27 protein-coding genes are annotated in these 25,470 nt (G+C 39.4%); 8 read left to right on the top strand and 19 right to left on the bottom strand.

Translation table 11 applies throughout. From position 1 onward, the window contains the following. Position 1 precedes the first annotated feature (1 nt). Both JQC92_RS09875 and JQC92_RS09870 read left to right on the top strand, forming a co-directional pair. Entirely contained in the window at positions 2 to 1,828 is a 1,827-nt protein-coding gene (locus tag JQC92_RS09875) for an alkaline phosphatase (protein WP_204999503.1), read from the top strand. Between the two features lie 80 nt (positions 1,829 to 1,908). Then, positions 1,909 to 2,580 carry a hypothetical protein gene (locus tag JQC92_RS09870; protein ID WP_204999502.1) on the top strand — a complete coding sequence of 224 codons (672 nt, stop codon included), beginning with the start codon at positions 1,909 to 1,911 and terminating at the stop codon, positions 2,578 to 2,580. A 42-nt stretch (positions 2,581 to 2,622) separates the two neighbouring features. Here the strand turns inward: JQC92_RS09870 and JQC92_RS09865 are convergent, their stop codons facing one another. The 5 genes from JQC92_RS09865 to JQC92_RS09845 form a co-directional block, all read right to left on the bottom strand. Next, a complete protein-coding gene (locus JQC92_RS09865) occupies positions 2,623 to 3,021 on the bottom strand; it encodes a hypothetical protein (RefSeq protein ID WP_204999501.1) in 399 nt (132 codons plus the stop codon). 22 nt (positions 3,022 to 3,043) lie between these two features. After that, the gene (locus JQC92_RS09860; protein ID WP_204999500.1) at positions 3,044 to 3,346 is read right to left on the bottom strand and encodes a hypothetical protein; all 303 of its coding nucleotides are present in this window, start codon (positions 3,344 to 3,346) and stop codon (positions 3,044 to 3,046) included. Continuing rightward, positions 3,309 to 3,554 carry a hypothetical protein gene (locus JQC92_RS09855; RefSeq protein WP_204999499.1) on the bottom strand — a complete coding sequence of 82 codons (246 nt, stop codon included), beginning with the start codon at positions 3,552 to 3,554 and terminating at the stop codon, positions 3,309 to 3,311. Before JQC92_RS09855 ends, JQC92_RS09860 begins: the two co-directional genes overlap by 38 nt. 331 nt (positions 3,555 to 3,885) lie before the next feature. Continuing rightward, positions 3,886 to 4,284 (bottom strand): SMI1/KNR4 family protein, encoded by a 399-nt coding sequence (locus JQC92_RS09850; RefSeq protein ID WP_204999498.1) that lies wholly within the window; start codon positions 4,282 to 4,284, stop codon positions 3,886 to 3,888. Between the two features lie 94 nt (positions 4,285 to 4,378). After that, complete coding sequence (locus tag JQC92_RS09845) at positions 4,379 to 6,457, bottom strand: M13 family metallopeptidase (RefSeq protein ID WP_204999497.1); 2,079 nt, start codon at positions 6,455 to 6,457, stop codon at positions 4,379 to 4,381. A gap of 408 nt (positions 6,458 to 6,865) precedes the next feature. Here JQC92_RS09845 and JQC92_RS09840 point away from each other — a divergent pair, with 408 nt between their 5' ends. Beyond that, positions 6,866 to 7,798, top strand: coding sequence for a Dyp-type peroxidase (locus tag JQC92_RS09840; RefSeq protein ID WP_204999496.1), 933 nt, complete (start codon positions 6,866 to 6,868; stop codon positions 7,796 to 7,798). 76 nt (positions 7,799 to 7,874) lie between these two features. Here JQC92_RS09840 and argR read toward each other — a convergent pair whose 3' ends face one another. Beyond that, positions 7,875 to 8,342: a transcriptional regulator ArgR gene (gene argR / locus JQC92_RS09835; RefSeq protein WP_239480503.1), complete on the bottom strand. Its 468-nt coding sequence runs from the start codon at positions 8,340 to 8,342 to the stop codon at positions 7,875 to 7,877. A 342-nt stretch (positions 8,343 to 8,684) separates the two neighbouring features. On the opposite strand from argR, the gene mdh reads away from it, so the two are divergent. The 3 genes from mdh to JQC92_RS09820 all read left to right on the top strand — a co-directional run bounded on the left by mdh (position 8,685) and on the right by JQC92_RS09820 (position 11,516). Next, the gene (gene mdh, locus JQC92_RS09830) at positions 8,685 to 9,620 is read left to right on the top strand and encodes a malate dehydrogenase (protein ID WP_204999495.1); all 936 of its coding nucleotides are present in this window, start codon (positions 8,685 to 8,687) and stop codon (positions 9,618 to 9,620) included. 307 nt (positions 9,621 to 9,927) lie between these two features. Then, positions 9,928 to 10,740 (top strand): hypothetical protein, encoded by an 813-nt coding sequence (locus tag JQC92_RS09825; RefSeq protein ID WP_204999494.1) that lies wholly within the window; start codon positions 9,928 to 9,930, stop codon positions 10,738 to 10,740. Between the two features lie 464 nt (positions 10,741 to 11,204). Beyond that, positions 11,205 to 11,516, top strand: a complete 312-nt coding sequence (locus JQC92_RS09820; RefSeq protein ID WP_204999493.1) for a cupin domain-containing protein — start codon at positions 11,205 to 11,207, stop codon at positions 11,514 to 11,516. Here JQC92_RS09820 and JQC92_RS09815 read toward each other — a convergent pair. From JQC92_RS09815 to JQC92_RS09805, 3 genes are all read right to left on the bottom strand, one after another. Next, positions 11,513 to 11,941, bottom strand: coding sequence for a SufE family protein (locus tag JQC92_RS09815; protein ID WP_204999492.1), 429 nt, complete (start codon positions 11,939 to 11,941; stop codon positions 11,513 to 11,515). The genes JQC92_RS09820 and JQC92_RS09815 overlap by 4 nt on opposite strands. Continuing rightward, entirely contained in the window at positions 11,941 to 13,179 is a 1,239-nt protein-coding gene (locus tag JQC92_RS09810) for a cysteine desulfurase (protein ID WP_204999491.1), read from the bottom strand. The genes JQC92_RS09815 and JQC92_RS09810 overlap by 1 nt, the downstream gene beginning before the upstream one ends. Positions 13,180 to 13,264: 85 nt before the next feature. Next, complete coding sequence (locus tag JQC92_RS09805; protein ID WP_420851311.1) at positions 13,265 to 14,305, bottom strand: NADP(H)-dependent aldo-keto reductase; 1,041 nt, start codon at positions 14,303 to 14,305, stop codon at positions 13,265 to 13,267. A 210-nt stretch (positions 14,306 to 14,515) separates the two neighbouring features. Here JQC92_RS09805 and JQC92_RS09800 point away from each other — a divergent pair, with 210 nt between their 5' ends. After that, entirely contained in the window at positions 14,516 to 15,631 is a 1,116-nt protein-coding gene (locus JQC92_RS09800; RefSeq protein WP_204999489.1) for a hypothetical protein, read from the top strand. A 27-nt stretch (positions 15,632 to 15,658) separates the two neighbouring features. On the opposite strand, the gene JQC92_RS09795 is transcribed toward JQC92_RS09800, so the two are convergent. Then, positions 15,659 to 16,153, bottom strand: a complete 495-nt coding sequence (locus JQC92_RS09795) for a GNAT family N-acetyltransferase (protein ID WP_204999488.1) — start codon at positions 16,151 to 16,153, stop codon at positions 15,659 to 15,661. After that, positions 16,143 to 16,685, bottom strand: a complete 543-nt coding sequence (yjjX, locus tag JQC92_RS09790; RefSeq protein WP_204999487.1) for an inosine/xanthosine triphosphatase — start codon at positions 16,683 to 16,685, stop codon at positions 16,143 to 16,145. Before yjjX ends, JQC92_RS09795 begins: the two co-directional genes overlap by 11 nt. 141 nt (positions 16,686 to 16,826) lie before the next feature. Between yjjX and JQC92_RS09785 the strand changes: the two genes are divergently transcribed. Then, the gene (locus JQC92_RS09785) at positions 16,827 to 17,735 is read left to right on the top strand and encodes a L,D-transpeptidase family protein (RefSeq protein ID WP_204999486.1); all 909 of its coding nucleotides are present in this window, start codon (positions 16,827 to 16,829) and stop codon (positions 17,733 to 17,735) included. Positions 17,736 to 17,800: 65 nt separating this feature from the next. Here the strand turns inward: JQC92_RS09785 and JQC92_RS09780 are convergent, their stop codons facing one another. The 8 genes from JQC92_RS09780 to serA all read right to left on the bottom strand — a co-directional run bounded on the left by JQC92_RS09780 (position 17,801) and on the right by serA (position 24,890). Next, complete coding sequence (locus JQC92_RS09780) at positions 17,801 to 18,364, bottom strand: outer membrane protein (RefSeq protein WP_204999485.1); 564 nt, start codon at positions 18,362 to 18,364, stop codon at positions 17,801 to 17,803. A gap of 264 nt (positions 18,365 to 18,628) precedes the next feature. Next, positions 18,629 to 19,117, bottom strand: coding sequence for a DUF4124 domain-containing protein (locus JQC92_RS09775; RefSeq protein WP_204999484.1), 489 nt, complete (start codon positions 19,115 to 19,117; stop codon positions 18,629 to 18,631). Positions 19,118 to 19,197: 80 nt separating this feature from the next. Beyond that, positions 19,198 to 20,049, bottom strand: coding sequence for a pantoate--beta-alanine ligase (gene panC / locus JQC92_RS09770; protein ID WP_204999483.1), 852 nt, complete (start codon positions 20,047 to 20,049; stop codon positions 19,198 to 19,200). 48 nt (positions 20,050 to 20,097) lie between these two features. After that, positions 20,098 to 20,892, bottom strand: coding sequence for a 3-methyl-2-oxobutanoate hydroxymethyltransferase (gene panB / locus JQC92_RS09765; RefSeq protein ID WP_204999482.1), 795 nt, complete (start codon positions 20,890 to 20,892; stop codon positions 20,098 to 20,100). A 47-nt stretch (positions 20,893 to 20,939) separates the two neighbouring features. Further along, on the bottom strand, positions 20,940 to 21,437 hold the full coding sequence (gene folK / locus JQC92_RS09760; protein ID WP_204999481.1) for a 2-amino-4-hydroxy-6-hydroxymethyldihydropteridine diphosphokinase: 498 nt from the start codon (positions 21,435 to 21,437) through the stop codon (positions 20,940 to 20,942). After that, the gene (pcnB, locus tag JQC92_RS09755) at positions 21,430 to 22,893 is read right to left on the bottom strand and encodes a polynucleotide adenylyltransferase PcnB (RefSeq protein ID WP_338049506.1); all 1,464 of its coding nucleotides are present in this window, start codon (positions 22,891 to 22,893) and stop codon (positions 21,430 to 21,432) included. The genes folK and pcnB overlap by 8 nt, the downstream gene beginning before the upstream one ends. A gap of 613 nt (positions 22,894 to 23,506) precedes the next feature. Then, positions 23,507 to 23,692, bottom strand: a complete 186-nt coding sequence (locus JQC92_RS09750; RefSeq protein ID WP_204999480.1) for a hypothetical protein — start codon at positions 23,690 to 23,692, stop codon at positions 23,507 to 23,509. After that, a complete protein-coding gene (gene serA, locus JQC92_RS09745) occupies positions 23,658 to 24,890 on the bottom strand; it encodes a phosphoglycerate dehydrogenase (RefSeq protein WP_204999479.1) in 1,233 nt (410 codons plus the stop codon). The genes JQC92_RS09750 and serA overlap by 35 nt, the downstream gene beginning before the upstream one ends. Positions 24,891 to 25,470: the final 580 nt, after the last annotated feature.

The following is a 25,470-nucleotide window of genomic DNA, read 5'->3' as shown; positions in this document are numbered from 1 at the left end:
AATGAAATTAACGACTAAACTAGCAATTCTAAGTACTTCAATTGCTTTAGCGGCATGTAATGGTGATGACGGCAAAGACGGTATCGATGGTGCTAGCGGAGCCGACGGTAAAACGTCTTTTGTTACTCAAACGGTTTTAGAAGCCGGTGATGCGGTATGTATCAATGGTGGTGTAAGAACGGATAGCGGCCTTGACTCCAATGGTAATGCACAGCTTGATGCGGACGAGATCACGGGAACTTCGCATGAGTGTAAGCCTGTTCGTGAGTCCGTTTCACCAACAGAAATCGTCAATAACACAAGTAATACTTGGTATGTGCAAGGCGCACAATCCGTCGAAAACGCCAAAATGATGGCCACTAACGCAAAGAATGCCCGTGGTGAAGCTAAGAATGTGATTCTATTCGTTGGTGATGGAATGGGGGTCTCTACAGTAACGGCGGCTCGTATTCTAGAAGGTCAAAAGAAAGGCATGCAAGGTGAAGAGAATGATTTGAGCTTTGATAAGTTCCCTTTTGCAGGTCTTGCGAAAACCTACAACGTGGATGCACAGACGCCAGATTCGGCCGGAACCATGACTGCGATGATGTCAGGAGTTAAAACCGATGCGGGCGTATTAGGTGTGGATGAAGATATTCAGCGCGGTGATTGCTCTACGGTTGCAGGTAATGAGTTAGTTACTGCGATTGAGTTAGCCGAAATTGCAGGACTATCTACAGGTGTTATTTCAACAGCTCGAATCACACATGCAACCCCTGCGGCAACATTTGCAAAATCAGCCGATCGTAACTGGGAAGATGTTTCGGATATGCCTGAAGCTGCTGTTACTGCTGGTTGTGAGGATATTGCTTCTCAGTTGGTCAACTTCGAAACGAACTTAGAGTCTCGATATCAAGGTTTGAATATCAATGGTCTTGAAGTTGTAATGGGCGGCGGACGTCGTCATTTCTTACCAAAAGATGCCAATGCAAACTCAACGGATGCAAGAAGCGATATTGAAGGTGATCGTACCGATGGTCGTAATCTAGTGAATGAGTGGAAATCACAGTATCCAACAGGTAATTATGTGATGGATAGAGCAGGCTTTGATGCCTTGAATCCTGCCACGACAGAGCGCATCTTTGGTTTGTTTAATGAAAGTCACATGCAGTATGAAGCTGATCGTCATAATGATATTGCCGGTGAGCCTTCATTAACGCAAATGACAGAAAAAGCATTACAAGTGCTCAGTAAAAATGACAAAGGTTATATGCTGGTTGTTGAGTCAGGCCGTATTGACCATGGTCACCATGCTGGTAACGCATTTAATGCGTTAGAAGATACTATTGAGTTCAGTAATGCTGTTGCTAAAGCTGTGGCGATGTCGAATCCTGAAGATACACTGATTATCGTAACAGCGGATCATAGTCATGTATTTACGATTGCAGGTTACCCTAAGCGTGGTAATCCTATCTTAGGGAAAGTAGTAGCCGTTGGTAAAACTGAGCCTGCTTTAGCATCGGATGACAAGCCATATACGACGCTCGGTTATGCCAATGGTCGTGGCGTGATGAACTTAGGTACTGAAACGAACGCTGATGCGGGTTACGAACAAGACATTCATATGGCAGGCCGTATTGATTTATCGGACGTTAATACTGAAGCTGCAGGTTTCCATCAAGAAGCTCTCGTTCCGAGAAGCAGTGAAACTCATGCAGGTGAAGATGTTGGAATGTATGCACAAGGGCCTTCATCTCAGCTTGTTTCTGGTACTAATGAGCAAAGCATTATTTTCCATATTATGGAGCATGCCGCTGACTTAGTCGGAAAAGCTGAAAACAAACTGTAACTTTATAAATATATGCTTTTAGAACGGTTAAACGCCCACCGAATGTGGGCGTTTTTTAATTTTATTTCGTCAGATTTATTATGAAAAAAACTCAGTATTTTATTTCTATTCTTGTTTTATTTTTTAGTGTTCATCTTCATGTAAACGCTCAAAGCTGCTCGGTTGATAGCGCAGTTATCGGTGCTAAGTACCAAGTGAGCGTAACGAATAACGAAGGTGAAATGGCCAGCTATCCGGTCAATATTTGGAGACACAAAAATAAAGTGGTATATGAGTACCCACATAAACAAAAAGCGGAATATTGGTACATTGCGAATAAACAAAAATCAGTGAGCGTGCAATTAACTCGATATTACGATGGCTTTGAACGAGGCATTGAATATCAACTCAGCCATAAGACCGTTAAAGCTAATATCAGAAAGTGGAATAAGCTTAATTCGGTTATTGCCTTAAGTGACTTCGAACTTTCTTCTTCCAAAACTTCTGCGTTTACGTGTGATGAAACTATGAAAATTGTTTCAAAGCAGGGAGTTGATATTGAATGGTTGAATTATTATCAATTACCCAAACATTTTAAGCTCACTCAGAAAGGAAAAGTGAAGTCTTGGCAGCTAAGGTCACTTATCACTGATGCAAAAGTGGTACAAAGCAAAGTGAATTCCAGAAATCATTACCAAGTCACCGATTATGCCGATATTGGTGATAATGAAAGTGATGAGTTTTTATCAAAAATGATTGTGATGGGTTTTTAACGTTTAACGTTGGGAGTAGATGCGCTGCTCCCTTTTGCTTCTCTATCCCCAACTGACCTGAGATGAGAGTCTTGGCCTCGAAAAAGACTGCGTAACAATTTCCCCTAAAATTCTCTGCTGGTAAAGGTCTTGAACATTCGAAATGTCTCTAATGAGCCTGATTACTTGTAATGTTTGCTCCATCGCGCTAGCACTCTCTGATGGGGCTACTTCAAGTAAATGACCTGCATCTTTAATAAACTGCTCACTTTTATCCGCAACATGCGCCCATAAATTTGAGTTAAATGTAATCCATTTTTGTAACTCTTGATTTTTATTGGCCATAAAAATCTTCTGCTGATTAGGCGTTAAATTACTGATTTCACCCAAAAGTCGAGCATGCTGAGAAGGGTTTAGGTATTTACCTTTTAACTCAAGCTTACCATCGTTACTTAGGCTCAAAGACACATCTTCGAGTAGTTTTTTACTGTGGAGGGGGGGCATTGCTGGTAAAGAACTCGCTTTTATTTGAAATGGGTTGTTCAGCGATTTCAGTTAATTCTGTTGGCATAGGGTTAACCGTCAACTGCCTCTCTAACGGACTGCCTTTTATTTCAACATTGAAGACCAGCTTTCCTTCTGTTTTTGTTGCTTGGAATTGAAAACGCTCAAAATCTGTTGAGGTTTTGCCTAGAGCTTCTAGCTCTGCTGAGTGGGTGAGCATATCGAGTGCATCAGATATGTTGGCTTCATCGGGTTGGTGAATGATATGCCATAAATGGATCACTGCGATCACTGATCGGAGCTTGGATTATCGTTTCCTGCAAATGAAGTAGGGGGACACACTCAAGCGCCGCTTCTTCAGTTTCAGCATGTGAAAGTTTATCAACCAGCTCAGGGCTAATTTCAAACTTTTTCGGCATGATAAAACTGTCACTTTCACCTTTAATTCCATAGGGACTAAATGGAATGCTGTTCGTTACTGGACTGGCCATCACTTTGCTCCTTTCATGTTTCACCGACCACTTCATATTACGGTGAAAGAAAGTAATTAATTAATGATGAATTAGAATTTATTAACCAAGTTTCATGTTGATATTTTTATGAACAAAAAAAACTTAAATGGTATTGTGTTCGTGATCACCTTATTAAAATAAGTTTATGTAATGTTTTATCTACTGATTTATAAGAATAAGTGTGATCAAAGTTTGATTTTTATCCTGTTAAGATTAGAAGTGATGTGAAGTGTGATTTATGGCTGAAAATTGATGCTTTTTGCGGTGAAGTTCTCAATTATTTAGATATTATCGTAATAAAAGCGGTTGGCTACATAGCCAACCACACTTCTTCTGCCCACAACCAAAAGTGTTCCCAATGCTCTGTAAAGCGTCCATTTTGCCAATAACGAACTTCACCTTGTTGATCGATGCAATGGAAATTATCGCCAACTTGGCAGATGGCAATTTGATCTCTGGGTAAACCAATTGACCAAGCATAGCTGGTAACTTCAGGTAAAAAAGTATGTGAGCTTGGATCTGCGGCGGTGACAGGCTCAACGTTACCGAAAATGACATCGCTGGCTTCTAAAAGATATTCCTTTAGTGCACCAGGAAGCGGAATTAAAATTTGTTCTTCAACCTCAACTAATTGTTCAAAAGTTGGCAGTACTAGCGGGAATGCAGTTTCGATGCTGGCGTCTTGCAGCTGATCAATAATGTCGTTCATGTTATGGGTTATCAGAATTTGATTTTCGACAAGTATAGAAAAAGCCGCTAAGAAATGGCAGCGGCTTTTTTAGATTTGAATCAATTAAGTGTATTTACCAGATTTTTACCTGCTTATCTGGTGCGATATACATCTTATCACCTGGCTTAACACCGTAGGTTTTGTAAAATGCGGGCATATTTGAAAGTGAGCCTACAGCCCTAAACTCTGCTGGAGAGTGGGGATCAGTGGCTACTTGATTGCGTGCAGCTGCTTCCGTTTTTTTGCCTCGCCAAATTTGGGTAAAGCCGATAAAGAAGCGTTGATCTCCTGTGAGACCATCAATCACAGGTGCTGGCTTGCCATCCAAGGATTTTTGATAAGCTTTATAGGCAATAGTTAAGCCTGATAAGTCACCAATGTTTTCGCCTAAAGTCAGTTGACCATTAATCGGCAAATCCTTGAAAACGTAATAGCCATTATATTGTTTTACTAACTGAGCGGTACGTTCATTAAACTTCACAAGGTCATTAGGTGTCCACCAATCTCTTAGGTTACCCTCACCGTCAAATTTAGCGCCTTGGTCATCAAAACCATGGCCCATTTCATGACCTATAACAGCACCAATACCACCATAGTTGACTGCGTCGTCCGCCGCCATATTAAAGAAAGGAGGCTGTAAAATGGCAGCAGGGAAAACAATTTCATTCATGGTTGGGTTGTAATAAGCGTTCACCGTTTGTGGTGTCATTTGCCACTCTGATTTATCTATCGGTGAGCCAAGTTTGGCTAAGTCTTTATTAAACTGAAATTCGGCTGCACGTTCGATATTGCCAATTAAGTCGCCATTTTTAATTGTGAGTTTACCGTAATTCTCCCATTTATCAGGATAACCAATTTTAGGAACAAACTTGCTGAGTTTCTCTTGAGCGGCGACTTTGGTTTGTTCGCTCATCCAAGGTAAACCATAAATACTGTCGCTGTAAGCGGCACGTAAGTTCTCAACAAGGTGTTCCATCCGCTCTTTTGCAGCAGGAGTAAAGTGTCGTTTAACATAAACTTTGCCTACTACCTCACCAAGTACACCATTTACTGTACTCACACCTCTTTTCCAACGAGGTTGCTGTTGTTGCTGGCCATTAAGCGTCTTAGCAAAAAATTCAAAGTTTTCTTTATCCAGAGGCTGTGAGAGATTACTCGCCGCACTGGTTAGAGTTTGCCAAGTTAGGTAAGTACGCCAATCTGACATCGAATGTTGAGCTAACACTTTACCTAGCCCGGTTATGAAGCTCGGTTGATTGATGATGATGGTTTTTTGATTTTTGACGCCAAGGTCTTTTAAGTACAAAGCCCAGTCGATTTGCGGAGCTAATTTTTTAAGATCTTTTATTTGATACAAATTGTAAGTTTTGGTGCTGTCACGGCTATCAACAACATCCCAGTGTTGCTTGGCAATCTCGGTTTCTAATTTCATAACAGTTTGAGCCGCTTGCTTAGCATTCGGTAAACCAGCAAGTTTAAACATCTTGGCTATGTGCGCTACGAATGCCTTACGAATTTTTACAAAACGTTTTTCTTTATTAAAGTAGTAGTCCTTGTCCGGTAGGCTTAAGCCATACTGCCATATGTGCGGCGCATAACGGGTCGAATCCTTGGCATCGATGTCTACATAGAAAGCCATGGGTGTTCCGCTGCCTAGCCTCTGGCTTTTTGCAAAGTATCCGGCAAGTTGTGATTTATTACTGAGTTTTTTGATATCAGAGAACTGTTGTTGAATTGGAGTAACGCCGAGCTGGTTTAATTTAGAAACATCCATGAATGAACGATAAAGGTCTGCTACCTTCTGTTCATCAGTACCAGCTTTTAAATTTGGCTTGTCAGCAAGCTGTTCGATGATGTGTTTCACATCTTCTTGAGACTTTTCACGTAAATCATAGAAGGCACCAGAACTGGTTCTATCACCTGGGATCTTAGCATTCTTCAACCAAGTACCATTTACATAACGATAAAAGTTATCTTGCGGACGGACAGATTTGTCGAAGTTAGCAAAATCAATTCCTGATTTTAAGGAATTGGCGCCTTGCTCGTTATGATTGGGTGGAGGAGGGGGCGTTGGAGCATATCTATCACTTCCACATGCAGTTAATGCGAATACAACAGAAGCAGCTAAGCTACCGAGAATGATTCGTTTCATGATGTTTCCTATATGAATTGATGCTTTTTTAAGCTATATCAAAAATCGATGATTAACAATGACAATCTGTTTCAAGATATGTAGTTATTTCATATGGCTATTTCACTTTAAATTGTATATTCCTATCTCGCTTAGAAAGTATTGTTTCAGGTCATAAAAAATACGCTTCATCAGAAGCAACGTAAAAGCGATTAAAAAGTAATAATGGTTTAAATGAGACTAAATTTTATTACTACATACTTACCATTTAATTTGTCAAAATTTGTTTTAGTCGTACTTCTAATGCCTTATTTCATCTTGATTGAGCTTGAGAGAAATCTTCAGTGGTTTTATAGACGTATTAAGCTAAAATCGTCGTGAATTTATCCATATAATTGTTTAATATGAAATTACTCTCAGGAGAAAAACATGGATATAGAATCAATGCCAAGGGAACAACTCGGGATTTGCGCTGAAGGGAATCTACACAGTATTTATTTGATGTATAACGCTCGTGATCATGTTGAGCCTCTATTACGCCCTTGTTTAGCGTCAGTCGCACAATATATTTTTGAGCAGACCGACCAGCACGCAGACAGTGCTTTTAATGGTTTTGTGGCCGTAGGTGCGAATTACTGGGACAGCTTATATCCAGATTCTAGACCGCAACTACTAAGACCATTTCCATCAATCCAATACAATGACTTGGTTGCTCCAGCTATTGAGTTTGACCTCTTCTTCCATATACGTTGTGACCGTTATGATGTACTTCACTTAGTTGCTAATGAAATCCATCAGATGCTTGAAGGACTTGTTGAGTTGGTTGATGAAGAGCGTGGATTCAGATACATGGACAGCCGTGATCTAACGGGGTTTGTTGATGGCACAGAGAACCCAAAAGGTCGCCAACGTCAACAAGTTGCTTTGGTTGAAGAAGAGGATGAAGAGTTTCAAGGCGGGAGTTACGTTCACGTACAAAAATACGAGCATAAGCTGAATCACTGGCATCGACTTCCACAAAAAGAACAAGAAGATATTATTGCTCGAACCAAGCAAGACGATATTGAGTATGCCGCTGAAGATAAACCGTTAACCAGCCATATTAAACGTGTGAATTTAAAAGATGAAAACGGGAAGCCTAAAGAGATTCTTAGGCAAAGCATGCCATTTGGATCTTTGAGGCAGCAAGGCTTAATGTTTATTTCTGTCTGTAGAACCCCAGCACATTTTGAAGATATGTTAACAAGTATGATTAAAGGTGATGGACATGGACATACTGATAAGCTAATGGAGTATACTCAAGCCTTAACAGGATCTTCATTTTTTGCCCCGTCTCTAGATTTTTTACTAGAAAAAGTATAATTAACTAGCACAATTCTCTAAAAAATAAAAGAGTACGCCCCATACGTACTCTTTTTTACATTTAGATGACAATTAACTATTCAGTGTAATTGAATAGTGATTTTATCGTTTCTAATGTTCTGTCAATGTTAATAATGTTTGACGGGGTGATGAAAATTGTATCATCACCTGCAATAGTGCCTAAAATTCCTTCAGGCTTTCCTATTGAGTCCAACAATCTTGCGATAAGTTGAGCAGCACCTGGGCTGGTGCGAACAACAATCATAGAACAGTTGTGATCAACATCTAACACTAGATTTTTTAGTGGACTACCGGCTGTTGGGACCCCTAACTCAGCTGGTAAACAGTAAACCATTTCTTGCTTTGCATTTCGGGTACGAACTGCCCCAAACTTGCTCAGCATACGGGATACCTTAGATTGGTTAATGTTACTAAACCCCTCGGATTGTAGAGCAGTAACGATTTCACTTTGAGAGCCAAATCGTTCTTCTTTCAGAATAGCCTTAAAGACTTTTACGAGCTCTTCTTGGTTCTTGTTTGTCATAATAATTTTTCAGTGATTTTTAACTTAAACAATCTGCGACAGTTTGTTGGAATATCTAAACTGTTACTTCATTTATACTTGAATAAATTTTCAATCTTTATATTCAAAAAACTTAAAGATCTTTGCATAACTGATGTGTTTTTGTCAAATAAAATGACTTGATGCGCATAATTATTCATTTTTGGTTTTGGGGGAAACTAAGGTTTACGCCGCTGCTATTTTTCAGTTTTTTCAGTGCAATGTATAGAGGCTGTGAGATTGATATTTTGCTCGCATTCCAGTAAGGTTGCGCCATAATTATGATCTACGTCACAGAATACCGATAAATCAACGGAGAGAACTATGAAAGTTGCTGTACTTGGTGCTGCTGGTGGTATCGGCCAGGCACTTGCCCTATTACTAAAAACTCAATTACCTGCGGGTGCAAAATTATCATTATATGATATCGCTCCTGTTACACCTGGTGTTGCCGTTGACCTAAGCCATATCCCAACAGATGTTGAAGTTAAAGGGTTTTCTGGTGAAGACCCATCTGCGGCTTTAGAAGGCGCAGACGTAGTACTTATCTCTGCTGGTGTTGCTCGTAAGCCAGGTATGGATCGCTCAGATCTATTTAACATCAATGCTGGTATCGTTCGTAACTTGATTGAAAAAGTTGCTGCAGTATGTCCAAAAGCATTGGTTGGTATCATCACTAACCCTGTTAACACTACTGTTGCGATTGCTGCTGAAGTATTAAAAGCTGCTGGCGTATACGATAAGAACCGTCTGTTCGGTGTTACTACACTTGATGTTATTCGTTCTGAAACTTTCATCGCTGAAGCGAAAGGCTTAAGCCCTGCTGATGTGAACATCAACGTTATTGGTGGTCACAGTGGTGTAACGATTCTTCCTCTACTTTCTCAAGTAGAAGGTGTGAGCTTTACTGATGAAGAAGTTGCATCACTTACTCACCGCATTCAGAATGCGGGTACTGAAGTAGTAGAAGCTAAAGCTGGTGGCGGTAGTGCTACACTGTCAATGGGGCAAGCGGCTTGTCGTTTTGGCTTATCTCTAGTTCGTGGCCTTCAAGGCGAAGCAAATGTTATTGAATGTGCTTATGTTGACGGTGGAAGTGAGCATGCTGAATTTTTCGCACAACCTGTAGTTCTGGGTAAAAACGGTGTTGAAAAAGTACTTCCTTATGGTGATGTAAGCGAATTTGAATCAAATGCACGTGATGCGATGCTAGACACACTAAAAGGTGACATCAAAATTGGTGTTGAATTCGTTAAGTAAACTTAAGCGAATATCCTAATTTTGAAAGCGGAGCGAATGCTCCGCTTTTTTGTGCATCTTTTACCAGATCTGAGTTAGTTAAGTACCAGTAAGTCGAAATAATGAAGTGAACGGTAAATTCATTTTAATTAATTTTAGCTATAAAAATCTCTCAATTTATTCATGTAAGTTATAGAAATTAAAAGAATGAATGCCCATTTAGTTCGTTGAAGTGCTTTTTAAGTAAAATGAACATTTGATTACTTTTCTTGAGTGTTATTATTTTTCAAGTGAGAATAAGCCGAAATCTAAGATATCGGTGATTAATATGGCTGAAGCAATTTACCAAAGTATCGAACCTCGAACTCACTTTTTAACTGAAAGTTCGCAGCATGAAGTAAAAGTGCAGGAGGGTGAAAGAGAGTTCTCAAGTCACTTTACAAAATTTAAAGTAACCATTTCTGAAAAAAATACACAGCGTAGCCAAGAGCTAGAGTTTTACTTTAGAAAAAATGATCAGGGCTTTCAGAGCGCTCCAAAATCTCATTTTAATTCTTTGCTTACAAGGGTTTCAGGAGGGCGTTGGGCGATAGGGAAAGAACGTTGTTCAGATGTTGCTGAGGCTGCAAAACAATTTTGCGATTTTACTAAACAGAACCCAGAAGCTACTTATAGTGTTCTGGTTAATACATGTACAAAAAATCAATCTTCATCGAAGGATAACCCATGTTATGGAGCTATTGGACAATTTGAGATAAACGGTACGAATGGAGTGATGCCACATTATGAGGTATTAGGTGGCCGAAATTATCATGTCCTAGAAAAGATAAAGAGTAGCTTAGAGCAAAATTTAGGATACAGTGCTCCAAGAAGCCCAAAGCATGCGCCTGGAGGCTCCTCTATGCCACTTAGTTCGAGTAAAACAAGCAGTACAGCCCCAACCTCCAAACTTGCAAGAAGAGGTGAACAAGTATCTTCATTACATGCTAAACCTCAGGCGGTTAATGATAGTAGAAATCAACAGAAAGAAGTACAGTCTGAAATTCAGGCTCTGAAAGCTAAGTCTGCACCTAGAAGTACTCGTTTAAAGGCAGATTTAGAGCAAATTTGGTCTAATGCAAAACCGAGAAGTAAATCTTAATAAGAGAGCATATATACCCATGATACCTGAAGATGCATGTTTCAGGACTTTTTCAGCGCCAATTCTTTGAGGCGCATTAGCGAAGGAATATCGGGATTCTTTCGAGCTAATGTAACAAAGAAGAATTGGCGCCGAGAAGTCCACGAAGTGCAAATTGCACAGCTTGTTACTCTTCGTTGCCAGTGATAACAATAGCTCACTATTGCCGCACACTGTCGCCTTGATTAACAAGTTGTGCATTCTCGCTGAAATCGAGCATCTTCAGGTGTCATGGGTATAGATATCGCAAAGTTTCAATGAAAAGTGCTACGTTTAAGTATGAATTCTTTAACCTAGAAACATCAGTTGAATGTTTTGAAGAGCAATAACTATCTGGAAAATAGAATGTTGATCGAGAACGTGCCTAATTGATGTTTCTAGGTTTAACGTTCTAAAAATAAAGTAGTTACTTCGCTGGAGGCGCTATGACAAATATATTTAAGGGTATTCCTGATGATTTATCAGAGGAAATATTCGATGAAATTGTTAAAAATGACAATGTTTCTATAGAAAGAATTATCTCTAAAGGTCATAAAAGCCCTGACAAATTTTGGTATGACCAAGAGCGACATGAGTGGGTGATTATTCTCAAAGGTGAAGCTAAGTTAGAGTTTGAAGGTGGTCCAATTATTCACTTAGTAAGTGGGGATTACTACAATATTCCTGCTCACCAAAAACATCGTGTAGCTTGGACTAAAGAAAATATTGAAACGGTTTGGCTTGCTGTTTTTTATTAGAAAACAGCAGCCATTGATTTGGATAATGCTGTTAAACCATTGGTTCGAGATGGGCTTAATTGAGTATATAAACCTAACTCTGTAAATAACTCTTGAATACTTTCATCAGGCTTTTGTTGTTGCTGATGAAACACCGAAAGTAAAATTACTATCAAACCTTTGACAATTCTTGCATCGCTATCAGCAATAAAGTAGTGCTTGCCATCAATGACTTGGTGATACAGCCAAGCATCGCTTTCACAACCATCAATCAGAGCTGTTGTAATCTTATATTCTTGGCCCAATCTTGGTGTTTTTTTACCTAATATCATCAATTGACGGTACTTTTCTTGCCAGTTCTTAGCAGCTGAAAAGACTTGTTTAATTTCATCTAATTGTGGGACTTGGTACTGATAATCTTGAGTTTTAGGCGATACTTCTGGCATTAATCTAATAACTCCAAAGCTTGTTGTAGTGCATCAATAAAAGTATCAACATCAGCTTGAGTGGAATAAATACCAACAGAAACTCTGCAGCAACCTTTAATGTGCATTAAGTCCATTAATGGCATCGCACAGTGATGGCCGCAGCGAATCGCAATGCCTTGTTGATCTAATAGCATGCCGATATCTTGATGGTGCTCGCCTTTAACATTAAATGCTACAACACCTACATTTTGCTCTGACTGAGCATAAACTTCGATGTCAGTAAGCTCGGATAACTTATCGGTTAAGTAGTTCAGCAATACACGTTCTTGTTGTTGGTGTGCTTGAGTTAGGTGAAGCTTGATAAAATCAACGGCTGCACCTAGACCAAATACTTCGGCAATTGGCGGGGTGCCAGCTTCTAACTTGTTAGGTAACTTTCCAAATGTAGTTTCTTCGAAGCTGACGGTTTTTATCATTTCACCGCCGGTTAGCAAAGGTAACAATGCATCGAGCGCATCGTATTTGCCATAAAGGATGCCGACACCAGTTGGTCCGTACATCTTATGTCCAGAAAACGTATAAAAATCGCAATCAATTTCTTGAACGTTAATGTCAAGATGAGCAATGGCTTGAGCGCCATCGACGAGAGTTATTGCGCCAGCAGCTTTGGCCAACTTTACTATTTCACTAACTGGGTTGAGGGTTCCTAAAGCATTGGTTACGTGCGTAATGGCAACGAGCTTTGGCTCGCACTCTAAAAGTGATCGATAAGCTTTGAAGTCAAACTGAAAGTTGTCAGTTAAAGGTATAGGCTTTATAACAGCACCTGTGCGATTAGCAAGTTGTTGCCAAGGAACGATATTGGCGTGATGTGCGGCACTATCGATCAAAATTACATCGCCTTCCTTTATTTGGGGATCTAATCCTGCTGCAACCATGTTAATTGACTCTGTACAGCCATGAGTGAAAATAACTTCTTCGGATTTATTAGCTGAAATTAGGTCAGCGATTTTTTGCCTAACGGCTTCGTACTCGATAGTCGCTAGAGAAGATAACTGATGTGCAGCTCGATGAACGTTCGAGTTCTTTGTTTGGTAATAGTTGTTGATAGCGCCGATGACTGAAGCTGGCTTTTGGCTGGTTGCAGCCGTATCTAAATAGCATAACGGCGTACCATCAAACTCTACTTTTAATGTTGGGAACTGTGGCCTTAAGCTTTCTGCAAGAGGTGTTAGAGTTTGGCTTGGCATGTTCATTTTTCAGTATCACTAAAATCGGAGGCCGATCTTGTTGCAAAATAAAAGTTTTTGCAAGTTTAGCGATGTTTTAACAGTAACTTTTTTATGGACATGGGATTCGGTATGTACTGCCAATTTCCTCTAGGCGACTCATCACCTCATCAGACAAAACAACATCAGCACTGTCAATGTTCTCTTTAAGCTGAGTCAAGTTGGTTGCACCAATTATGGTGCTGGCAACGAATTGTTGTTGATTTATAAAAGCTAGCGCCAAGTGTACAGGTGCTAAATTGAATTCTCTTGCTAAGTCGACGTAAGCTTGGACTGCTTTATTAGCATTCTCTGACGATGTGTAGCGATGATCAAAACGTTCGAATAAGGCTAATCTTGAGCTCTTTGGCCATGGTTTGGTTTGATATTTTCCTGTAAGTACGCCAAATGCTAATGGAGAATAAGCGAGTAAACCTATGTTTTCACGATGTGATATCTCACTCAAGCCTACTTCATAGCTTCTATTTAATAAGTTATATGGATTTTGGATACTGACGATTTTGGGTAAATCATGCTTCTCTGCCAATTGGAGGTATTTCATCATTCCCCAAGGAGTTTCATTTGAAATACCGATGTATCTCACTTTTCCCTGCTTAATGACATCTGCAAGTGCTTCTAGCGTCTCAATAATTGGTGTTGTGTTCTGTTGAGTTCCAGCCTGATAGTTGAGCGATCCAAAACGATTGTTGTCTCTTTGTGGCCAGTGGATCTGATAAAGATCGATTGCATCCGTTTGTAGTCGTTCCAAAGAGGAATCAACTGCTTGATGAATGTTATTCCAGTCTAGTGCCATATTCGGCCGAATATAGTCGATAGCAGGCCCTTGAGGAGCAACTTTTGTCGCTAAAACGAACTTGTCACGATTGCCTGAACTTTTTAGGTAGTTTCCAAGAATCTCTTCGGTACAGCCTTGAGTCTCAGCTTTGGGAGGAACAGGGTAGAGTTCAGCCGTATCAATAAAGTTAATGCCGTGTTCGAGCGCTAAGTCAAGTTGTGAAAACGCTTCACTTTGTGTGTTCTGCTCACCCCACGTCATTGTACCTATGCAAAGTTTACTGACCTCTAAAGAGGAATTGGCAAGTCGTGATTTAATCAAAGCTAATCAAGAATTATCGAATTGTTCCTTTTTTATACTCTTTAATCTAATGATAAACAAATTAAATATAGTGATTGAATCGCTAAGATGATCTCTATAATTCAGTCTCTACTAATTAACTTTACATTAAGTATTATTTTGTTTTGTGACTTTTAAGTGGCTTTAAATTATTGTTGTTAATAACAGAACTACCTTGTTGGGAGGAGTATGCTCCAAGTAGCAATGTTTTATGATTATAAAACAACAATCTTTGAAGGCTTCAAACAGCTAGAAGAGTTGCAGCTAAAAGAACAGATTTTTTACATTAATATATATGCTGTTAATTGCCCAGATGTTTGGGCGAGGAAATATGAACTTAAGGTAGAGGTTGAGAGTAGCACAATAAACTACACACTCTCTGGTTTCTTAAATCCGATGGAAGAGAATGATTCTAAGACAGTTGAAATATTAAGGAAAAGTAAATTTATATCATCGATTAAGCAAGCGAGCGCTCTCGTTAAAGACTATCTATTTAGAAAGCATGCGCAGACAAACTTTTCTACCGAAATAAAAAAAGAAACACATACTCATAGCATTACAACAGAGCATGATGATGGTGCTAGAAGTGACCCAACCCTATTCGATGATGAAAACTTTGTTGAAGTGACAGGGATTTTTGAAGGTGGTAATGCCATTTTGCAAATAGGTACTAGCAAAACGGTTGAGTATAATGAAAAAGTCGAGGCAAGTGCTTTTAATCAAAAGGGCACTGTGAGTGTTTCTGATTTACAGTCTCAAATTTCAGCCAAAGCGATGATAGATTGGTTATCCGCAAAAGTTGAACAAGACAGGTGTTTAGTTAAATCTAGATTTTTGTTGATTAATGAAGCAAATGCTGAAGGCTATGAACAAAAAAATATTAGAGCCGCTATTTTAGATAAATACGATGAACATATGAGCTCAAATCGACATTCATTTGGTTTTTATATTTTAGGTATAATAGAGCGAGGATTCACTAGAGAAGATCATACTGTATTAGTCGTTACACATTCTAGTGGTATTAAAGTGTTTAATAATCGAAGAGGAAAACAAGACTCGGGAGGCTTTGATACTGTATATTGCGGCTTACAGTCGATTCGTGATAGGAATAACTGTAGTCGGTATTCTGCATTTTTAGCTTTTGAATTGATAAAGCTCGTAAGCCAAAATCCAGCAACAGTTATGGACGATATTAAGAAGGTTGCGCTTAAGCTTTCTTGTTCTACCACTGAACTGAAAGCATTCTGTACAGAGAATCATGAACAATTAACATATTTTCCAGTTTATTCTGATAAAAAAAAATAACTCAAATACGTGTATATGCAGTGACACCTACAATCGTTTTATCATCATAATTTCACAATCATCGTGACCACTATTACCTAATCGGTAATGAATATCTTCAAACCCTATGGATTTATATAAATGATAAGCTTGAGCCAACACTGCTGTGGTCTCTAAATAACATAACTGGTAACCAAGTTTTTTGGCCTGCTCTAAACAAAATTGACATAGTTTTTTTCCAATGCCCAATCCTCTCGCTTTGTTCAAAAAATACATTTTTTGAAGTTCACAAGTTCGAATGTTTTTGCGATTTTCGATGGGAGCAATACCAGCTCCACCGATAATTTCACCATTAAGTTCAACGACCCAATAATTACTCATGTTGTGTTGATAAAGTGATGACAATGGCTGCGAAACTAGATCAGAGACGCCGTAGCCTTTTTCTGCGGTTAAGCCAAAATCATGGGACGCTTGGCGAATGACAGTTGCGATAATTTCATCATCGGCAGCGGTTAATGCTCTAATTATGATGTTATTTTCCATAGAGCGATTCATTCACTAAAGGAGCCATACAAAGCAGTGCTGCTTGTTCGTAGGTAGAGCCACGTGTTGCAAGCTGGTGAGTTAACAAACCTATTGCTCCGCCTTTTTGCTTCACGTTCGTTTCGTTAAACAAGTTATCCATTACATCACCAAGCTCTTCTCCCGCTTCAAGTGCGAGGTATACAGAATTTGGTAAAGGGAGGCTAGCACTTCGGTTTATACTTTGATATTGACCATTATCGATAACAATATAGGCAAACGTGAAGCTACCGTAAGACGTGTTTTCAACCCCACCTTCAATAGCAGCATAAAAATTGGCTTGATGGTGTTGCTTACAGAATACTACCCGATTGACTGCGCCTTCACGAGTTTCGTTTGCAGTCATCGGTTGGTCAGCGACCAAAGATGGAGCATCAATGCCTTCAGTCATGATTTCACATGACTGAAAGTACTGGGATAATGCCATTTTAACCGAATTAATTTTGATAGGATTCTTTGAACCAACGATGACTGTGATTTTTTTGGGTTTCATTAAACGTGTTGTTACTTATATTAATTTATTGGTAATGGTAGCAAATATTCAAAAGGCTCTAAATGCAAAATTTTGCAACATCAACAAATTAGCCTATTATGCAGCAAGTGATAATAGATATATGGATTGATGAAGTATTTTATGAATCGATTGACTGCTTTAGTTCTCCCTTTAATGTTTTTAGCTCCGTCAGCATTTGCTTTGACTTATGTGATACCCAAAGACGGCGGTCGGCTCGTTGGTCAAAACGAAACTTATGTTGTTCCTCAAGGAAAACTCGCACTCGAAGATATCGCAGCCAAGTTTCAGCTAGGCTTAACGAATATAATGCAAGCAAACCCTGGTGTTGATCCGTTTCTACCAAGACCTGGCTCAAAACTGATCATTCCGCATAAGCTACTTTTGCCAGATGCGCCCCGAAAAGGCATCATTATTAACTTGGCTGAAATGCGCTTGTACTATTACCCAAAAGGAAAGGGGACGGTTGAAGTGTACCCAATCGGCATTGGCGAGGTTGGACGCGATACGCCAGAAAATTGGACAACAAAAATATGGCGTAAGAGAGCAAACCCAACATGGACGCCCACAGCTAGAATAAGAGCTGATTATGCGGCTAATGGAGAAACACTACCAAAAGTGTGGCCAGCGGGGCCAGATAACCCAATGGGCTTGTTTGCGTTGTATGTAGGGAACCTTTATGCAATACACGGTACGAATGCTAATTTCGGAATAGGATTACGTGTCAGTCATGGCTGTGTGCGTTTACGTAATGATGATATTGAAGCGTTATTTAAAGAAGTCCCCGTTCATACTCGAGTTCAATTCATCAATGAACCAATTAAAGTCGCTGTTGAACCTGATGGTCATCGATATATAGAAGTGCATGAACCACTATCCAAGAATCAAGCTCAGTATGATTCTAATGAAGATGCGCCACTGACTTTTAATCGTAATGTGAAGCGTTTTATTGCAAATGCAAAAACGAATTCAGAGACGTTAAAGAGAATGCTTGAAAAAAGGAATGGAATGCCTGTTAGGTTAGATAACTAGGTCATAAACTGTCAGTTAATAAAAAAGCACCTCAATGGTGCTTTTTTATTTTGTTTCACTCTTGATTAGAACTTGTATCTCATACCTAATTGCCAGCCATCAACATCTAGACTGTTGAATCTTACAAATCCAAGGTTAGCGCCTAATTGCGGAGTAATTTGATAACCTACACCGCCACCATAGCCGAACTTAGTTTCACTGCCATAGTCTTTTGCGCCAGAAGACTTATGCTTAGCTTCCACTTTAATTTTTGTGTATTGAGGTTGAACATAAGCATAGAACTGTGGTGTAAAATTATACTGAGCCCTTAAATTAAATCCGTAATATTTATCGACATCAACGGTGACATTATCTGTAGCGCCATTATCATCGATGTTTAAGGTGTCATCTTTAATGCCAAAGCCGTACTGTGCTTCGGGTGTGATGGAAAAGTTTTCTGCAAGTGGAATCTCATACCCAGCAGAAAGTGCTAAAACGCCGAGTGTTACATCATTTTTGTGACTATGAACATTAATGACTCTATTTGAATCAGAAAGTGATAAATAACTCACATCACCGACCCAGTTAGCTAAACATGAGCCTGAAACGCTGGCAATTAATGTGGCAAAAATTACTTTTTTTAACATCATACTACTACCTCTATATTATGAGCCTTTGGTTCTTAGTTTGTTGGCCTTTCTCGATTCCTAGTTGACTGTAGGGTCAAAAGTTAAAACGAAACTGACTCTGGGAGCTAGTTTTAATGAAGTTATTTGAGAAGTTCAATGCAATTTACATTAAATTAAGTTAATTGGTTATGACTTTTAATTTATTGATTACATAAGGTTATTTTAATGTTTACTAGAGTGGTTTAATGGAAGTGAAAAGGGTGACATGTAATGATTTTTCGTGAATTATTTCTCAAGTTGTTGCCGTCTTGATTCAAGTGCAGCTATTGTTTGCTTATTCACTTTATTGAGTTCATCGAAGTGTTTATTAAGTTTTTCAACGTCTTTTTCATATTCAATATCATTAATTTCAGTTTCTTGCCAAAAACGATTTCGAGCTAAATTTTGAAGTTCATTCGCCTTTATAACATCGTTATACCTGATCTCTTGTTTGATACGTTTAATCTCACCTGAAATCAGCAGTATTAACTTATCATGGGGAATGGTGGTGTTCGTTAATAGTATTTTTAGAGGATCTGTTTTTTTTACTTTTTGGTCAGAATCTTTTTCAATAGTGACACCATTATTGTAAGCAATTTCACTCTGTTTGAAAGATTGAGGGCAAATGGATTGGCTATAGACGACCCTGTCACCTTTAGTACATTTATAAAATGAACTGGCGAAAGTGGGCGATGAAAGAAAGATTAATAATAAAAGCCAATTGCTCTTATTCATTGTGAAACATCCTATTAATCATAAAAATCCATTATTTATGAATGGTTAGATTAACAGAATGTATATACTGAGTTCAAATATTAAACGGTAAAATACTGATTATCAATTAAACGTGTTGTGCCAAGAAAAGCTGCGACTAAGATGACTAACTCGTCATCACTAGGTGTGACGGGTTGCATCGTATTGGCATTACGGATAATGATGTAATCGGTGTTGAAGCCAGCTTTCGCCATAGATTTTATTGCATCATCAAGTACAGCTTTGTGTGCTTCGCCTGCTTGAACACGAGCAATTGAGGCATCTAATATTTGTTTTATTTCAGCAGCTTGCTCTCGCTCATCTTTACTCAAGTAATTATTACGGGAACTCATGGCTAAACCACTCTGCTCACGATAAGTATCGACTCCGATAATGCGGATAGGCAAAGCCAATTCATCGACCATGGTTTTTATGATGATCAGTTGCTGATAGTCTTTTCGACCAAAGCAAGCGATATCAGGTTGTACAATATTGAATAGCTTCAAAACAATTGTTGCTACACCCGTAAAGAAGCCGGGTCTACTTGAGCTTTCGCCACAGAGGCCTATTGCATCTTCTGGAACGGTTACCTTAGTATGGTTTTCTGCTCCATTGGGGTACATTTGCTCAGATGTCGGTGTAAAAACAAGTTCGGTGCCAGCCGCTGATAATTGTTCCAGATCCGCAGATAATGTTTTCGGGTAAGTGTCTAAATCTTCATGGGCTGCAAATTGCATCGGATTGACAAATATAGACGCAACAACATGATCTGCGTGTTTTAAGCTTTCTGTTACTAAAGAGATGTGTCCTTTATGCAAGTTGCCCATTGTTGGGACAAATGCAACCGTTTTTCCAGCAGCTCTCCATTCTCTGACTTGTTGACGAATGGCTGCGATTTCAGAAGTAACTTTCATGTGTGATAACTCTGTAAACATTAAATGATGTGCTTGGTCTTGCACACCTTAATTAAAGGTGTGCTCATCGGCAGGGAAGGTGCCATCAGCAACTTCAGTGATAAAAGCTTTTACTGCTTCACGAACTTCACCAGTTTGTGCGAGATAGTTTTTAGAGAAGCGTGGAATGTAGCTACTACTAATACCTAAAATATCGTGCATCACAAGTATCTGACCGTCAGTATCTTTGCCTGCACCAATGCCGATGACTGGAATCGTTAAGGCTTCAGTAATGGTTTTGGCTAAATTAGCAGGAATACATTCAAGCACTAATAGCTGAGCACCTGCTTTTTCAACGGCTTTTGCTTCTTCAAGAATACGTTTGGCGTTCTCTTCATCACGACCTTGGATTTTAAAGCCGCCAAAAACATTAACTGATTGAGGCGTTAACCCTAAGTGAGCACAAACTGGAATTCCGCGTTCTGTGAGCATGGAAATACTTTCTAATAACCAGTGTCCGCCTTCTAGCTTTACCATGCTGGCACCAGCTCGCATAAGCGTCGCTGCGTTTTCCATCGTTTGCTCGGGTGTGGCGTAACTCATAAATGGCATATCAGCAATTAACAGAGTGCGTTCAACACTATTACTGACACATTGCACATGGTAAGCAACATCTTCTACAGATACTGGAATCGTATCTTTTTTGCCTTGAATCACCATGCCCAATGAGTCTCCAACTAGGAGCACATCAATGCCTTCTTGATCAAATGCACTCGCAAAGCTTGAATCATAAGCGGTAAGTGCTGAAAACTTTTTTCCTTCCTGCTTAAATTTAAACAGAGTCGAAGTGGTGACTTTTGACATAACAATATTAACCCAATGAAATGGAGAACAAGTTATAAGCGAATTAATCAGTTGCTGCAACGATCTATGTCGAGCTGTTGTAATTCACTTTTCATTTGAACGTTTATTAGACTTGCCACAGTCGTTCCACACGGCAAGGTGAGATTTGGTGCAATATTGTGTAGAGGGATTAACACAAAGCTTCTTTGTTTCATGCCGTAGTGGGGGACAATCAGTCGCTCGGACTGTATAATTTGATTGCCATATAGCAGGATATCTAAATCTAAAGTTCTAGGCCCCCAACGCACTTCCCTGACTCGACCTTGTTGATTCTCTATATTTTGCAGAGCATCAAGTAACTCAATTGGGTCAAGATTGGTTTCAAAACTGGCAACGGCATTGACATAGTCGGGTTGCTCAACGTCTCCCATTGGCACTGAAGCATAGTAAGGTGAAACGTTTAAGCTATCTACTGCAGCGCGTTGCGCTAACGCCATGCTCGCACTATTTAACTGCGAGACGGGATCTCGCAGATTAGCACCTAATGCAATAAATACTTTAGTCATTCTGTTGCGGTTTAGCTTTTGGCTTAGTGCGGCGTTTACGACGCTGGCCGTTACGCTTAGGTTGGCTTCTATTTGCCTTGCGAGCAATGTGTAAACGCTCTTCTTCATCGGCATTTACAAATGATTTCCACCAGTTTGCAACGGTTGTAACGTTATCTGATTCGATTGTACCTCGAAGCTGAAGTAAGTCGTATGCAGCTCTAAATTTTGGATGTTCGATAAGCTTAAATGCTCGCATGCCTTGGTTTTTTTCGAGGCGGAGCTGTAATTGCCAAATATCTTTAGTAATGGTGCTAAATCGACGCGGAATACCAATAGTACGACATTGCTCTTCCATTACATCAGCCATGGCCGTGACAAAAGCGTCGTAAAGTGAAAGTCCGCTTTCAAGTACAATATCCTGCGCTTTTTGTTGTAACGGGTACCACAACATTGCCGCATAGAAGAAAGCAGGTGTCACGGATTTTTCTTGGCGAATACGAGCATCAGTATTGTGAAGTGTTTGCTCAACCATTTTCTTCAAGTAGTCGTCGTTATCATCTTGCATCGACTTTGTAATTTGAGGAAATAATGGCTCAAATAAACCATACTGCTGCATCAAATGATAGTTATCAATAGCTTTACCGCTGAAGAACATTTTAAGTACTTCTTCGAACATTCTGGCTGCAGGAATATCTTGCAAAAGTGGTGCTAATGCTTTGATTGGGCGTGAAGTTTCTTTATCAATACTCATGTTGAGCTTGGATGCAAAACGAACCGCTCGAATCATTCGCACTGGATCTTCACGATAGCGAGTTTCTGGGTCGCCAATCATGCGGATTATACCGTTATTCAAGTCTTTTAATCCGCCACCATAACTGCGAATTGAAAAGTCACTGATGTCGTAATAAAGTGCGTTTACGGTGAAGTCACGACGTTCTGCATCTTCGTCTATCGTACCGTAAACGTTGTCGCGAAGAAGACGACCTTCAGAGTTTGATTTAGATATATTGGCATTTTTGTCTGCGTTGTGGTGTCCGCGGAAGGTTGCGACTTCAATAACATCGCGTCCAAAGACAATATGCGCTAAACGAAATCTGCGACCAACTAAGCGACAGTTTCTAAATAAACGTTTAATTTCTTCAGGTTTAGCGTTGGTTACAACATCGAAATCTTTTGGCTTTAAACCTAAAAGAATATCACGCACGCCACCACCTACAAGATAGGCTTTGAAACCTGATTTATGCAGACGATATAAAACTTTTAAAGCATTCTCACTGATTTGACGGCGAGAAATATTATGTTTGTCTCGCAATACAACTTCGAGAGTTAATCCGGACGAGTTTTCTGAGTTTTGATGATTCTCTGTAGCAGGGGATTCATTAAAAAGCTGCTTACAAAACTGACTGATGCGGCGTAAAATAGGACACCTCAAGCTAAGTGTTAAAAAAGGACCAATAAATTTGGCGGCTATGATATAACAAACTTGAGGTATTGCATAATTGAGTACGTTCTTTTCCAAATTTGGTACTAGCCCAATAATGATTTTCCTGAAAATATGGCGTAAAAAGCAGCTACTGCGACCCACGGCTCAACATGCTCAGTTTCTGCTTGTGGTTCTCTATGGAATAGATTAAGACCTATTGCTTTTACTTCGAATTTAAATGCGCCATTTTCATGCATGTAACGATTAAATTTTGCTTGATCTTTTGAAATGTCACCAGAGTCTTTTTTGCGGAATTCAGTGAAGTGACGCTCGAATGCCTCGCTTCTCTATGTGACTGCCGATTTATCTGGTAAAACAGAATTTGCGTGGATAACTTCTTCGAAGAATTGTTTACTATACCCATGATACTTGAAGATGCATGTTTCAGGACTTTTTCAGCGCCAATTCTTTGAGGCGCATTAGCGAAGGAATATCGGGATTCTTTCGAGCTAATGTAACAAAGAAGAATTGGCGCTGAGAAGTCCACGCAGTGCGAGTTGCACAGCTTGTTACTCTTCGTTGCCGTTGCTAACAATAGTTCACTATTGCCGCACACCGTCGCCTTGATTAACAAGTTGTGCATTCTCGCTGAAATCTTCAGGAATCATGGGTATAAACCTTGTTTGTGCTCATGCTTAGTATTATCAGAGAAGATATCAAGCTCTTTCATATCTTGATATTGTGATGTATTTCTGTCTTTGCGAGTTAATGATTCTTCATTAACTCGATGTATCGACGCTAAGCTTTGAACGCTCTCAATAAAGCACTCGGGTACGAATTGTTCCTTCAATATTCTTCAGCTCTTCTATAGCTTGATCGGCCTTACTGGTTTCGACCTCCATCACAACATAACCAATGTCTCTTTTAGTCTGTAAATGCTGTGCAGAAATGTTGATATGTTGCTCTGCGAAAGCTTGGTTGATTTGAATTAGTACACCAGGTTTGTTGGTGTGGATATGCAATAGCCTAGAATGACCTTGATGTGATGGCAGAGAAACCTCAGGGAAATTAACTGCTGAAAGTGTCGAGCCGTTATCGGAATACTTAGCAAGCTTGCCAGCCACTTCAAACCCTATATTCTCTTGAGCTTCGATGGTGCTGCCGCCTACGTGCGGGGTAAGTAATACTTGATCAAGATTTCTGAGTTCACTCACAAACTCATCATTGTTAGATTTAGGCTCAGTAGGAAATACATCAATAGCAGCGCCTGAAATTTTCCCCTGTTTAATGGCATTCGCTAACGCTTCAATTTCAACAACGGTTCCTCTTGATGCATTGATAAGCTTACTTTCAGGCTTCATTACAGAGAGCTCTTCAGCGCCTATCATATTTTTAGTATTCTTTGTTTCAGGTACATGCAAGCTCACGATATCTGATGTTGAAAGAAGTTTTTTCAGACTCTTGATTTGCTTAGCATTACCGAGCGGTAGTTTATCTTCGATATCATAAAACTTAACTTGCATACCGAGGGTTTCCGCAAGAATTCCTAATTGCGTACCAATATGACCATAACCAACAATACCGAGCACTTTGCCGCGAACTTCATGGCTGCCTGAGGCGCTTTTAAACCATTCACCGCGATGTGCTTTAGCATTTTTTTCAGGGATACCACGCATGAGCATAATGATTTCACCTAATACTAATTCAGCGACACTTCGAGTATTTGAAAACGGTGCGTTGAAAACCGGAATACCTCGTTTGGCTGCGGCATTAAGATCAACCTGATTTGTGCCAATACAAAAACAACCGATTGCGATCAATTTTTCGGCATGATTAATCATTTCTTCAGTCAACTGAGTTCTGGAACGTAGGCCGACAAAGTGCGCATCTTTGATAGCAGACTCTAATGCTTCACCAGTAAGTGATGATTTATGATATTCGATATTGTCGTAGCCAGCATTTTCTAATGATTCAACAGCGGACTGGTGAACTCCCTCAAGCAGCAAGATCTTTATCTTATCTTTTTGAAGTGAGTGTTTAGTTGTCATTAGGTACCTCTAAGATGTTTAGAATGTTTGCACTGTTTTGTGTTAAGTATCAGTTTTTAAAGTAAAGGTAAAATAATTTCGTTGTATTATTTCAAAATATTACAAGTAATGCGTTATTGACCTTTGCGCTGTTTATAATATGAGCGGATAATGTTGTTTTGATTAATCATTTAATTTGGAATTATGAAAACGTCTTTTATTGTTATCGGATTGTTTTCAGGGATGATTCATAATGCTTTTGCAAGTACACCAGAATCTAACTTCTCGCCAATAAAGTCCAATCAATGTGTTGTACATGAACTTACAACCCAAAAACAAGTCGATACTTTCGAAAGTAGTTTTAAAGGATGTAGCGAAATTCTTGGTGGGTTGAAGATCGCTGGTAAAGATATTCAGAACTTAAATGGCCTTAAGAACATCGTGAATATTCAAGGTGATTTGATAATTGTTGATAACCCAATACTGCGGACAGTTTTATGCTGCAATAACCCCGAACTCTTCAAGTTCACTGATGACTTGAGATACTTTTTCGTTACTCGGGTCGATATCTAACTTGTCAAAAATGATTTTCATCAAGTAT

It is taken from the genome of Parashewanella hymeniacidonis, assembly GCF_016900895.1.
GTDB lineage: Bacteria > Pseudomonadota > Gammaproteobacteria > Enterobacterales > Shewanellaceae > Parashewanella > Parashewanella hymeniacidonis.
The sequence above is the reverse complement of the archived record's forward strand: the minus strand, read 5'-3'. Positions and strand labels throughout refer to the sequence as shown.